Annotated in this window: 11 protein-coding genes; all 11 read right to left on the reverse strand. The window is 65.4% G+C overall.

The features are described 5' to 3' along the window. Positions 1-2 precede the first annotated feature (2 nt). The 11 genes from ACED67_RS09040 to ACED67_RS09090 all read right to left on the reverse strand — a co-directional run bounded on the left by ACED67_RS09040 (position 3) and on the right by ACED67_RS09090 (position 13,087). Entirely contained in the window at positions 3-1,082 is a 1,080-nt protein-coding gene (locus ACED67_RS09040) for a serine hydrolase domain-containing protein (protein WP_395541267.1), read from the reverse strand. 37 nt (positions 1,083-1,119) lie between these two features. Further along, positions 1,120-2,109, reverse strand: a complete 990-nt coding sequence (locus ACED67_RS09045) for an ABC transporter ATP-binding protein (RefSeq protein WP_395541268.1) — start codon at positions 2,107-2,109, stop codon at positions 1,120-1,122. Beyond that, positions 2,106-3,083, reverse strand: a complete 978-nt coding sequence (locus tag ACED67_RS09050) for an ABC transporter ATP-binding protein (RefSeq protein WP_395541269.1) — start codon at positions 3,081-3,083, stop codon at positions 2,106-2,108. Before ACED67_RS09050 ends, ACED67_RS09045 begins: the two co-directional genes overlap by 4 nt. After that, positions 3,080-3,964 (reverse strand): ABC transporter permease, encoded by an 885-nt coding sequence (locus tag ACED67_RS09055; RefSeq protein ID WP_395541270.1) that lies wholly within the window; start codon positions 3,962-3,964, stop codon positions 3,080-3,082. The genes ACED67_RS09050 and ACED67_RS09055 overlap by 4 nt, the downstream gene beginning before the upstream one ends. 1 nt (position 3,965) lies before the next feature. Then, a complete protein-coding gene (locus tag ACED67_RS09060; protein WP_395541271.1) occupies positions 3,966-4,937 on the reverse strand; it encodes an ABC transporter permease in 972 nt (323 codons plus the stop codon). Positions 4,938-5,075: 138 nt separating this feature from the next. Then, entirely contained in the window at positions 5,076-6,638 is a 1,563-nt protein-coding gene (locus ACED67_RS09065; protein ID WP_395541272.1) for an ABC transporter substrate-binding protein, read from the reverse strand. 344 nt (positions 6,639-6,982) lie between these two features. Further along, entirely contained in the window at positions 6,983-8,587 is a 1,605-nt protein-coding gene (locus ACED67_RS09070; RefSeq protein WP_395541273.1) for an aminotransferase-like domain-containing protein, read from the reverse strand. Next, positions 8,584-9,345: a hypothetical protein gene (locus ACED67_RS09075; protein ID WP_395541274.1), complete on the reverse strand. Its 762-nt coding sequence runs from the start codon at positions 9,343-9,345 to the stop codon at positions 8,584-8,586. The genes ACED67_RS09070 and ACED67_RS09075 overlap by 4 nt, the downstream gene beginning before the upstream one ends. A gap of 13 nt (positions 9,346-9,358) precedes the next feature. Beyond that, the gene (locus ACED67_RS09080; protein ID WP_395541275.1) at positions 9,359-11,014 is read right to left on the reverse strand and encodes a tetratricopeptide repeat protein; all 1,656 of its coding nucleotides are present in this window, start codon (positions 11,012-11,014) and stop codon (positions 9,359-9,361) included. Between the two features lie 70 nt (positions 11,015-11,084). Further along, positions 11,085-12,602, reverse strand: a complete 1,518-nt coding sequence (locus tag ACED67_RS09085; protein ID WP_395541276.1) for a tripartite tricarboxylate transporter permease — start codon at positions 12,600-12,602, stop codon at positions 11,085-11,087. Between the two features lie 2 nt (positions 12,603-12,604). Continuing rightward, on the reverse strand, positions 12,605-13,087 hold the full coding sequence (locus tag ACED67_RS09090; RefSeq protein ID WP_395541277.1) for a tripartite tricarboxylate transporter TctB family protein: 483 nt from the start codon (positions 13,085-13,087) through the stop codon (positions 12,605-12,607). Positions 13,088-13,098 lie beyond the last annotated feature (11 nt).

Here is a 13,098-nt window from a genome sequence, read left to right on the forward strand (position 1 = left end):
ACTCAGCCCCTGACGGCCTTTTGTCGGGCGGTCACAAACTTGCGCGCGACGGACAGGAACTGTTCCATCGTCACGGTCGGTGGCTCGTCGGTGAAGCTGCCATTGTTGCGGGCGACGGCCATCTCGTCGGGAATGGCACGGCGGTTGACGAAGACCATGTCGATGGCGGGCATGCCCAGCATGAACTGGCCGAAATGCCCGGCCGCGACGAAGGCGCCCTGCCATTCGGGGGTTTCGGGGGTGACGACGGGGATCCACCAAAGATAGCTGTAGCCCGCCACGCAGGGCTTGCGGCTGCCGTTCATCGCCTCGGCCGGGACGCAGATCTTGGTGCTTTCGGCGACCCATTCGGCCGGCACGATCTGCTGCGCGCCCCAGGCGCCTTGCCGCGTCATGGTCAGCGCGATGCGGGCCATGTCGCGGCCCGACAGGAACAGATGATAGGCCAGGTAGCGCGATTGCCCGTTATAGCCCAGCATCCGCTGACGGTTGCGGTCGAAATCCTGGAATTGTAGCGGCTGGGCCAGATCCTCGTCCAGCGCCTGGAAGACCGAGCGCCCGGTCAGCTGTTCGAAGGCCGCGCCCAGGACGTTGAAATCCCAGTTGTTGTAATGGAAATACTGGCCCGGCGTCTTGCTGCCGCGCGCGGGCACATCCTTCATGTCGCCGCCCGGGCTGCCCGCCGGGTGATAGACGCCCGAGCTGCTGATCAGAAGATCGCGCAGCCGCGCGGTCTTTTCGATCGGCAGCAGACCGTCTTCCTCGTCGATGCCGAGATCGGCCATGGTCAGATCAAGGTCGATCTTGCCCTCGCAGACCGGCCTGCCCATCAGCATCGACAGGATGCTCTTGCGGGTCGAGGCCATGTAGCTGACCTCGGAAACGTCGCCATAGCTGTACAGCACCTCGCCGCCGCTGACCGCCATGAACGAGGTGGTGGGCAGCGCATCCAGCGCCGCATCCGCTTCGGCGCGCAATCCCGCATCAAGGCCCAGGGCTTCGGGATCGGCGACCTGCTGCCAGTCGGCACCGGGGATGACCGCCTTCCTGGGGTCAGCTGCGTTCAGGCATGCAGAAAACATGGTCTTTCCTTCTTTCAGTTCGGTTCGACCGCTTGGGTCAGTCGTTCAGATGGCAGGCCGAGCGATGCGCCGGGCCGATCTGGCGCAGTTCGGGCCGTTCCAGCGCGCAGCGCGGCATGGCCAGGGGACAGCGCGGGTGGAAATGGCAGCCCGAGGGTGGGGCGAGCGGGCTGGGGATTTCCCCCGTGATCGGCGCATAGTGGCGCCGCTTGGTGTCAAGCTGCGGGATTTCCTGCAAAAGCGCGCGGGTGTAGGGATGCGCGGGATGGGCGAACAGCTCGGCCACCGGCGCCTCTTCGACGATCCGGCCCAGATACATGACGACCACCCGGTCCGAGATATGTTCGACGACCGAAAGGTCGTGGCTGATGAACATGTAGGTCAGGTTCAGGTCGCGGCGCAGATCCATGAACAGGTTCAGGATCTGCGCCTGGATCGACACATCCAGCGAGGCCACGGATTCATCGCAGATCAGCATGTCGGGCTGCACCGCCAGGGCGCGGGCGATGCCGATCCGCTGGCGCTGCCCGCCGCTGAACTGATGCGGAAAACGCCGGCTCATCGCCGGATCAAGCCCGGCGCGGCGCATCTGCTCGGCGACGTAATCGGCCAGGCCCGCGCGGGTGGTCTTGCCATGGCGCAGCGCGGCGGCGCCGACGATCTCGTCGACGCGATGGCGCGGGTTCAGCGACGAGGACGGATCCTGAAAGATCATCTGCACGTCCAGCCGGGCCTGCGCGGCCTGCCGGTCGGGCATCTCGGCCAGGGTCTGGCCCTTGTAGCGGATCTCGCCGGCGCTGGCGTCAAGGATGCCGGCGACGATGCGGCCCAGCGTCGACTTTCCGCAGCCGGATTCGCCGACGATCCCCACCACCTCGCCGCTGCCGACCGCCAGGCTGACATCGTCCAGCGCATGCACCACCGGCTTTGGCGCCTTCAGCCCCGCCCGTTCGGCCAGACGCTCGACCAGTTCCGACTTGCGCGAGAAGCGCTTGCTGACATGGGTGATCTCGATCCGCGGGGTCATGCGGCCTCTCCCTCGGTCACGGGATGGAAACAGCGCAGAAGCCGCCCCTCGGTTTGCGTCACTGGCGGCGCGGCCAGGCAGGCCTCGGTCGCGCGCGCACAGCGCGGCCGGAAGGCGCAGCCCTGGGGCAGGGCGGCGATGGCCGGGGTGGTGCCGGTGATCTGTTTCAGATGCTGTCCGCGCGGATTGCGCGAGGGCAGGCTGCCGATCAGCCCATGGCTATAGGGATGGCGCGGGGTGCGGATGACCGTATCGACATCGCCATGTTCCACGATCCGGCCAGCATACATGACGGCCACCCGGTCGGCGAGGCCGGCAATCACCGACAGGTCATGGGTGATCCAGATCAGCCCGGTGCCATGGTCGCGCGCCAGCCGCTGCACCACGGCCAGGATCTGCGCCTGGATCGTCACGTCCAGCGCGGTTGTCGGCTCGTCGGCGATGATCAGGTCGGGGCGGTGCAGCAGGGCGATGGCGATGGCCACGCGCTGCCGCATCCCGCCCGAAAACTGGTGCGGATAGGCACGCAGCCGTTCTTCGGGGCTCGGGATGCCCACCATTCCCAGCGCATCGCGGGCCCTTTCGCGCGCGACAGTCTTGCTGACCTTCTCATGCGCCAGGATCGTCTCGATCATCTGGGTGTCGATGCGCAGCACCGGGTTCAGCGTCATCGCCGGATCCTGGAAGATCATCGCGATGCGGTTGCCGCGCAGCGCCCGCATCCGCGGCTCGGGCAGCGTCCGCAGATCCTCGCCCTTGAACAGGATCTGCCCGCCGCTGACCTGGCCCGGCGGGTCGATCAGCCCCATGATCGAAAAGCCGGTGACCGACTTTCCCGACCCGGATTCCCCGACCAGCCCCAGCACCTGGCCGCGGTTCAGGCTGAAGCTGACCTGGTCGATCACGGTGACGCGGCCGGCATCGGTGGCGAATTCGGTCCGCAGGTTGCGGATCTCCAGCATGGGGGCAGTCATCTTTGAGCGGCCTTCGGATCAAGGATCTGGCGCATCCGGTCGCCGACCAGATTGATCGAGAAGATGGTGACCAGAAGGGCGATGCCGGGGAAGAGGCTGACCCAATAGGTGCCTGACAGCATCAGCTCGTACCCGTTCGAGATCAGCAGCCCCAGCGAGGGTTCGGTGATCGGCACGCCCAGGCCCAGAAAGCTGAGCGTCGCTTCCAGTGTGATGGCGCGGGCGATCTGCATGGTCAACAGCACGATCAGCGGCGAGATGCAGTTCGGCAGCAACTGGCGCAGGATCATGTTGGCATGGCCCATGCGCAGCGCCTTGGCGGCCTCGACATAGTCGCGGCGCATCTGCGACAGGGCGGTGCCGCGCGCGGTGCGGGCATAGGTGGCCCATTCGACGATCACGATGGCCAGCACGACATTGCCGATGCTTTTGCCCAGCAGCGCCAGGATCAGCAGGGCCGACAGGATGGTCGGCACCGACATCTGCAGGTCCACCAGCCGCATCATGAAGGTCTCGACCCGGCCGCCGATATAGGCGGCGGTCAGCCCGAACAGCGTGCCCAGAACAAAGGCCAGCGCGGCCGAGCCGATCCCGACGATCAGGCTGATGCGCAGCCCGTACAGGATCGCCGAGAACATGTCGCGCCCTTGCCCGTCCGAGCCCAGAAGAAAGGTGAAGCCCGCATAGGCCTGTTCGCCGGGCGGCAGCCGGCTTTCCAGAATGTCCAGCTGCAGAAGGTCATAGGGGTTCTGCGGCGACAGGACGGGGGCGAAAATCGCGGCCAGCAGCACCAGAACCGTGCCGATCAGCCCGATCACCGCCAGGGGCGAGCGGGCATAGACGCGCAGGAAGCGGAAGAATGCGGAAAACGTGGATCTCATCTCACTCTCCCTGCAGGCGGATGCGCGGGTCGAGGAGCCGGTACAGGATGTCGACGACCAGATTGATCAGCACGAACATCAGCACCACCAGCATCAGATAGGCCACGATCACCGGCCGATCGAGCGCGGCGATGCTGTCGATGATGATCTTGCCCATGCCCGGCCAGGCAAAGATGGTTTCGGTCACCACCGAAAAGGCGATGGTCGTGCCGATATCCAGCCCGACCACGGTCACGACCGGGATCATCACATTCTTCAGCACATGCACGGTCAGGATCCGCCGCGGCGCCAGGCCCTTGGCGCGGGCGAATTTGACATAATCGCTGGACATCGCCTCGCGCACGCCGCTTTCGGTCAGCCGGGTGACCATCGAGACGTTGAACAGCGACAGGCTGAAGGCGGGCAGGATCAGATGGCGCAGCCCGTCCCAGGTCAGGAAGGACCAGCCCACGCCCAGAACCATGATGGTCTGGCCGCGGCCGGAACTGGGCAGCCAGCCCAGCCAGACGCTGAAGATCATGATCAACAGGATGCCGACCCAGAAGATCGGCAGGCTGAAGCCCAAGATCGAGCCGGTCATGATCGTCTGCGCCGTCAGGCTGTGCGGGCGGCGCCCCGCGATCAGGCCCAGCGGCAGGCCGATGATCAGCGACAGCAGCACCGCGAACAGCGCCAGCTCCAGCGTGGCCGGCAGGCGCGACAGGATCAGCGCGACGGCGGGTTCCTTGAACACGTAGCTGACCCCCAGATTGCCCTGCACCATCCCCTTCAGGAACATCAGGAACTGGATGTGCAGCGGCTGGTCCAAGCCCAGATCGCGGATCAGCCGCAGCCGCTCCTCATGCGTGGCCTCGGCGGGCAGCAGCGTCTCGACCGGGCTGCCGATCAGCTGCAGCGCCAAGAACAGCAGCGCCGCCATGGCCAGCGCGACCAGGGCCGCCTGAAGGAGTCTTTGAAAGATCCAGAGTGTCATTCTATGTCCGGTCTGACAGCCCCGCGACCGGGGGCGCGCGCGCCGTGTCGATCATGGCGGTCGGGGAATGCGCCCCGCGCGACACAGGCCGCGCGGTGCAGGAAGCCCAAGTCATTGCCTCAGGCCATGGGATTGGGCCTATTCAGGCTTGACATCCTTGGCCAGCGTGCGTTCGTCAATCCGCGGCTCATAGCTCAGCCCGTCGCGCATCGCCCAGGTGTTGGTCTGCTGGTACAGCGGCAGCACCGCGCCATCGTCCAGCGCAACCTTCACCGCGGCGATCAGCGCCTTTTCGCGCTCGGCATCGTCATAGAGGGTCAGCGCGGCGGCGGTCATCTCGTCCAGCTTCGGATTGGAATAGCCGGTATCGTTCGACGCCCCCAGACCGCGATCCTTGTCGGCCGTGCCAAGGACGTTGATCAGCATCGAGCTGGCATCGAAGGTGGCGTTGCCAAGACCCACAAGCTTCACCGCGAAATCCTTCATCTGCGCCGAATAGGTCGTCCAGGGCAGCGCCTCGACCGAGGTCTGCACGCCGATCCGCGTCCACATCTGCGCCACCGCCTGCACCACTTCGGGCGCGTTCGGATAGCGGTCGTTCGGGACATGCAGGGTCAGCTGGAACCCGTCAGGATAGCCCGCCTCGGCCAGAAGCGCCTTGGCCTTTTCCAGATCCTGCGCCGGCACCGGAATGTCGGGCGAATAGGAGAAAGCGCCCTCGGGCAGCCATTGGCCCGAGGCCTTGGCGGTGCCTTCCATGATCCGGTCGACGATCAGCTCGCGGTTCAGCGCGATCGACAGCGCCTGACGCACACGCACATCGGCCAGCGGGTTTTCGGCCAGTTCCTCGCCCTTGGGGCCGCGGATGAACTTCATCGGCGCGCCGGTCTGGGGCGAGCTGATGAGATAGATCACCCGCAGGCCCGGCGTGCTGGTCACCTTGATGCCATCGGTGCCTTGCAGACGCGCGATATCGGCGGCGGCCGGGGTGTCGATGATATCGACATCGCCGGCCAGGATGGCGGTCGTGCGGCCGCCCGCGCTGGAGATGACGCGATAGGTGACATTGTCCCAGGCAACCTCGCCGCCCCACCAGTCGGGGTTGCGTTCCAGCCGGATCTGGTCGCCCTGCCGGAATTCGACGAAGCGGAAGGCGCCGGTGCCGATGGCGGCCTTGCCCGAGTTGTAATCGGTGGTGTCAGCGCCTTCGCCGGCATGGCGCGAGACGATGGCGATATTCGCCAGATCGCCCGGCAGGTTGGGCGAGGGGGCGTGGGTGGTGATCTTCACGGTGCGGTCATCCACCGCCTCGACCTTGGCCACCGCCCGCAGGAAGCCGCCGAAGCCGCCGGGGCTGTTCGGCACGTCGCGCGCGCGGTCGAAGGTGAAGACGACGTCATCGGCGGTGAAGGCCACGCCATCATGCCATTTCACGCCCTCGCGCAGGGTGAAAAGCCATTCGGTTTCGCCCACCGGCTTCCAGGTCTCGGCCAGGCCCGGCAGCAGCTTGCCCGCGGCGCTGCGCTCGGTCAGCCGGTCGAAGATCTGCATCGCGATGCTGTTATTCGGCGAGGCATTATAGAAATGCGGGTCGATCGAGGTGGCCGTGCCGCCGACACCGATCGTCAGATCCTCGGCCGCGACCGGCGCGGCGAGTGCAGCCGCGCAAAGGGCAGAATAGAGTATGCGTCGAAATTTCATGTCATCCCTCCGAAACTTCAGGCTCGCCGGTGGCCCCCTGCACCAGAATGGACAGGTGGCTGACCCAGCGTCAGCGCGATTCGGCTGCCGCCGATGGGAGGGCATCGTTGGTCAAACCAGAACATTGATCAAATTCATAATATTCTCGCACTCGATCCACTGCGTGGATAATGATGGGCCGTCTTTCCGCGGGTGATGCGAACACGGCCATTCGCGGATTCGTACACTGCCGGATCGACATTTTTGTCGTAAGCCATTGGTAGGAATGCTTTTCTAGGACCAGATGCTGCACGCAATGGTCAGGAAGCATAAGGGCTTGGCGCGGCTGGGCGGCTTCTGGCGGTTCACCTGGCCGAGGTGTTGGCGGTGTTCGTGACGATGCCGGCTTTCAAGATGGCGCATTGCGTCTTTCGGCTGGGCGCACGGGAGGCCGAGGCCGGCAAGCCCGCGCCGGTTGGTGGCGCGGAAAAGGTCCCGGTGGAGCGCTGTTCGGCGACCAGATCGGCCAGTAGCGCAAGGCCGGGCCGGATCCGGTCCTGACCGATGGACGAGACGCCGATGCGGAACCTGTGGGCCCCCTGCGCGCGGCACCAATAGCAGGGCGCCACCGCTTCGATCACGATCCCCCGCGCCAGCGCCGCCCGGGCCAGCGCATCGGCTTGCAGCTGGCGCTGGGGGTCGGTCAGCAAGAAATTCGTGCCACCGAATTCGCTGACCACCTCAAGCCCCGGCAGACTGTCGGCCAAAGCGGCATTGGCGATGCGCCAGCGCTGTTCGTGATCACGCTTCAGCCGACGCAGGAGCCGGTCGTAATAGCCAAGATCGACAAAGGCCGCCGCCGTCTGCTGGAGGATGATGGGCGGGTGCCTGAGGATCATGCCCCGGCTGTCGCGCGCCGCCGCCACGAAATCGGGCGAGGCGTTCAGGTAGCCCAGCCGCAGCCCCGGCGATAGACCCTTGGACAGGCTGCCAAGATAGATCACCCGCCCGCGGTCATCCTGCGCGCGCAGCGACAAGGGCGGGACCTGTCGATAGTCGACATCGCATTCGTAATCGTCCTCGACGATGTAGAAGTCATGTTCCTCGGCCGCATCCAGCAGCGCGCGGCGCCGCGCGGGTGACATGGTGACCGTGGTCGGAAACTGCCGGTTCGGGGTCACGAAGACTAGATCGACGCCGCGCAGCCTGTCGTCGACGACCAGCCCCTCGGCATCGACGGGCTGAAAGCGGACCGAGCCGAAATTGGTGGTCAGGATCTTGCGGGCATCGGGATAGCCCGGATCTTCCATCGCGGCCATCCGGTCGCGCCCGCCGAACAGAAAGCTGATGAGGTACAGTCCGTTCTGCGACCCCAGGGTGATCAGCGTCGAGCCGGGATCGGCGGCGATGCCGCGGCTGGGCAGGATGCGCTGGTTGACCTGACGGATCAGGTCGGGGCTGTCGGCATAATGCCCATCCGAAGACCAGATCTTCAGATCCTTGCGGTTCATCGCCAGCCGCGCGCATTCGCGCCATTCGGCGACCGGAAAGTCGTTTTCGCTGATCTGGTTGCAGACGAAGGGATAGGGCTGGGCGAACCAGTTCTGCGGCCGGAAGATCGTGTCGATCCCGTCGGCCCGCCGCGCGAGGTTCAGCTTCTGCACGATCCGCGCCGGTTTCTTTTCTGGCGCCGGGGCCTGGGCGATCAGTCCCGGATGCACGCCGGGACCCAGGCGCACGAAAAAACCCGAGCGCGGCCGGGCGGTGATCAGCTGTTCGTCCTGCAGGGTCTGATAGGCGGCGATCACCGTGTTGATCGACACGCCGACGTCGCGCGCCAGCAGGCGGCACGAGGGCAGTTTCAGCCCCGTGGCGATCCGTCCCTCGAAGATCATCCGCGAGATCTGCGCGGTGATCTGATCGCTCAGCCCGATGCTGCGCGTCCGGTCGATGTCGATCCGCAGCTTCACCGCAGGCCCCGGCTGGCGGCAAGGCGCAGGGCAAGGCCGGTCACCCGGCCCAGCGGGCGCCGCGCGGGCAGGGCCAGGGCGCCCGACAGGTGAAGCGCCAGCATCGCGGCCATGGCGACCAGGTTCATCAGCCCCAGTGGAAACATCAGCAAAAGCATGGGCGCGCAGCGTGCGAGGCCCCGCAGGGTTGCACGGGCGCCGGCGCTGATCGTGTCGGCGCGTGCGGCAGGGCGCGGACGTCTGCCCAGCAGCGCCTGCGCCAGGATCGCCGCGAAGACGAACAAGGCCTGGGCCAGTGGATGTTCCACCCGCAGCGCGGGCGACAGCAGGCCCGCCGCCTGCGCGGCGATCTGACAAAGGGTGGCAAGCGCGCAGAAGCCCAGCAAAGCCAGCGCGCTGCCCGACCAGGCCCGCAGCGCGCCGAACGGCCAGCCGCCGCCCGCTTCTCTGTGATGCGCCAGCAGCGGTAGCACCATCGCCAGGGTCATCGCCGCCCACATCGCTGAAATCACGGCCGCCATGGCCAGGATCGGGCGGGCCGGGTCATAGGAACACAGCGACCCGGCATCCATCCAGACCCTTATGTCGCCGAAGCCCCACAGCCGCAGCCCGTCGATCAGCCCCATACCCGGCCCGAACGGCGCCAGTGCGCCCCGGCGGGCCTGTTCGGCTGCCATGGCGGCAAGCCCGCCCCAGCCCGACAGGCACAGACCCGCCAGGGCCAGGCGCATCGCAGGGGCGGAGGCGGGCGGGCGCATCGGCGGCGGCAGCTCAGCGGCTGCCCTGCTTGCAGTAGCAGGACGCGCGCACCGGCACATCGACCCGGCCCTTGGCCAACGTCAGGCGCTGCCCGATCAGCGCCGCCTCGGCATCGCGGCCCAGTTTCCGCAGGCATTCGTGATAGCCCTGCAGGCTCCAGACATTGTCGGGGTGATGCACGGCGCGCGGCAGGGTCGGGTCGAGGCCCAGATCCTGGCGGTAGACGGCCGCAGATTCCTCGACCTGGCCCTGCTCCAGCAGCAGCGCGGCCAGGGCGTGGCGGGTCGGCTGCATCCAGCCCCAGGGTTCGTCATAGGGCAGGTTGTCGCTGAGATCGACCGATCTGCGCAGATGGGCGAAGGCAGTTTCATACTCGGCCTGACGGTAGGCGATTTCGCCCAGCATCATCTCCCGCGCCACGGTCAGGATGTCGCGGCAGGTGTTGTTGAACAGCATCCGGCTTTCGGGCACCCGCGCGAAGGCCTGTTCGAACTTCTCGGCCTCGGCAAGGGCCGGTTCGACGCAGTTGCTGGCGGCATAGGCCACGGCCTTGGCGTAATGCATCATCGCATTGGTCACGCAGAACAGCTCGGGGTCTTCCGGCTGCGGCTGGGCGACGATCTCGTCCCATTTGCCGAAGCGGATATAGACGTGCTGCTTCACCGACAGAAAGCCTTCCAGCCAGTCGGCCATAGGTGGCGACGAGACCTGAAGCAGTTCGGCCGGAAGCGTGCCGGCCATTTCGGTGGCGGCTTCCATGGCGGGCGCATATTGGCCCAGGAACATCGCGCCATAGACCTTGAAGTGATAATTGTGGCAGCGATAGAGCGAGTAGAAATTGATCGCGCCCTGGCGGGCCAGGTATTTGCGGTCTGCCACGATGGCATCGTGGTTCGAGGTGACCACCCGTTCGTAATGCCCGCACAGCACGTCGATATGGGTCGACATGTGCTGCAGATGGCCGGAATCGGGCACCAGCCCGCGCAGCGCATCGGCGGCGCGCAGCGCGCGTTCCGGGAAGGGCGACATTTCCATCAGGTGGATGTACATGTGCAGCAGACCCGGATGCTGATAGCCGCCGGGCAGGGCCAGCGCCTTTTCGCTTGCAGAAACGGCCTCGACCGTACTGGCGTCGGCGCCGACGCTTCCCGTCTTCAGATCCCACAGCGCCCAAGGCGTGCGGTTCATCACCGCCTCGCAGAATAAGGTCGCGACGTTCAGATCGCGCGGAAAACGGGCATAGACCTCGCGCATTGCATCGGCATAGTCGTCGTTCCAGACGCAGAACGCCTCGCTGCCCTGGGCGGTGGCGCTTTGATAGCGGCGTTGCAGCGCGACGATCAGCGCCGCCTCGACCTCGGAGGCGTTGGCGGATTTCTCAAGCGCGCGTTGGGCATAGTCGAAGGCGCGGGCCAGCGAGCGTTCCATGTCGGCATCGTCGAAGGCCGCCCAGGGCTTGTTGTAATTGCAGCCCGACGCGTAAGAGACGCCCCAATAGGCGATCGCCAGATCGGGATCGCGCTCGATGGCCTTGAGGAAACAGGCCACCGCCTCATCATGATTGTAGCCGAAGCACCAGATCAGGCCGCGGTCGAACCAAAGCTGCGCCTCGGGCGACTGGGTGCTGACCGGGCAGGTATAGGGTCCAAGGTTGTAATAGTCGGTCATGTCGGTCTCCTGGTGTCGGGGGTTCAGCCACGGGGCCAAACCATGGGTTCCGCTGTGACGCGATGGCCGGTCACAGGCTTTCGTCGAGGATCGGCCTGGGGAACATCCGGCGGCCAAGGGGCGAGAGGCGGAACAGCTTGAAGCTGAACAGCAGGATCACCGCCGTGTAGATCGTCAGGCAGATCGGTCCCTGGAAGAAGGCCGACAGGTCGCCGCGGGACAAAAGCAGCGTGCGGCGGAAATGCTCTTCCATCATCGGGCCAAGGACATAACCCAGAAGCAGCGGACCTGCGGGGAAATTGCCGAACCGCGCGGCCACGCCGAACAACGAGGCGACGATCACCATCCAGACATCGCCCAGATGCATGCGGACCGAATAGGTGCCGATGCAGATGAACATCAGGATCAGCGGATAAAGATACTGGCTGGGGATCCGCAGCAGCCGCACCCAAAGCCCGATCATCGGGATGTTGAAGACGCAGAGCAGGATGTTGCCGATCCAGAAGCTCATGATCAGGCCCCAGACCAGATCGGCGTGATCGGTGATCAGCCGCGGGCCGGGGGTCATGCCATGCATGACCAGAAGCGACAGGATCAGCGCCATCGAGGTCGAGCCGGGGACGCCCAGCGTCAGGGTCGGAATGAAGGCGGTCATGTCGGCGCTGTTCGCAGCGGCCTCGGGGCCGACCACGCCTTCGATTGCGCCCTTGCCGAAGCGTTCGGGCGTTTTCGAGACCTTCCGCTCGGTCCCGTAGGAGATGAAGGTCGACACGGTCGATCCGGTGCCGGGCAGCGCCCCAAAGAAGGTGCCGATGGCGGCGCCACGCAGGACGGGCGCGACGGAGCGGCGCAGATCGTCCTTGCGAGGCAGCATGGACCGCATGCTGATCTTTTCGACCACGGCGGTGGTGGTGGCGAAAGTGAAGATGATTTCCGATACGCCGAATAGGCCCATAGCGATGACCACCATGCTGACACCGTCCTGCAAGCTGGTAAGCCCGAAGGTGAACCGCTCGACCCCGGAATTCACATCGGTGCCGGCGAGACCCAGTACGATGCCGAACAATACCATCGCGATGCTTTTCGCCGGGCCGCTGTCGGACATGGCGGTCGTGGCCAGCAGGCCCATGGCCATCAGCGCGAAATATTCGGGGGAGCCGAAGCTGAGTGCGGCGGAGGCGATGACAGGCGAGAACAGCATCACGATGACGATGCCGATCGCCGCGCCCTGGAAGGCGGCCATCGTGCTCATGAACAGCGCCACGCCGGCGCGACCCTGCTTGGCCATCGGATGACCGTCGAAACAGACGACTGCGGCATCGGTTTCGCCCGGAACGTTGAGCAGAATTGCCGTCGTCTTGCCGCCGTAGGTGGTGCCGTAATAGATGCCTGCCAGCATGATGATGGCGTAGTGCGGTTCGACATGGAAGGTGATCGGGTACAGGATTGAAATCGCCGCAAGCGATCCAAGGCCCGGCAGGACACCAACCACCATTCCCACGAACACGCCAAGCGTGCAGTACAGGAGCCCTTCAGGTGTGGCGGCGACCGACAGGCCCAGCCACATGTTTGAAAAGATGTCATTCATGGTCAGAATTCCAGCGGCCAGGTAAAGATATGGACGGGCACCGAAAGGATCTCGGCGAAGATCAGAACGGCGAGGCCCGAGGCGCAGACGGCAGAGACCAAGCGGCTTGTCATCGACATGTTGCGCGCCACCAGTGAGGCGAGCAGGACGGAGGCGAAGCAGGCCGGTGCCAGACCGAAGCTTTCGATCAAAAGCCCGAAGGCCGCGATCGAGATCATCACCAGTCCCAGGATGCGCAGGTTCAGCCCCAGAACCGGCTCTTCCTCGACGGGCGCTTGTTTGCGCCCGCCGAACAGTGTCATCGACAGCGAAATCGCACCCGTCAACACCATAAGCAGGCCGAGTACGTAGGGAAACCCGCCCGGTCCGGGCTCCATCAGCGTCCCTCGTTCGAGTGTCGCCATGCAATAGGTGGAGATTGCCAGTCCGACGATTACGATGCTTGCGCCGGAAAGCAGATCCCGAAGATGGTGCGTCGCTTTCACGTTAGTTCCCT

The organism is Neotabrizicola paludis, from assembly GCF_044142105.1.
GTDB lineage: Bacteria > Pseudomonadota > Alphaproteobacteria > Rhodobacterales > Rhodobacteraceae > Pseudogemmobacter.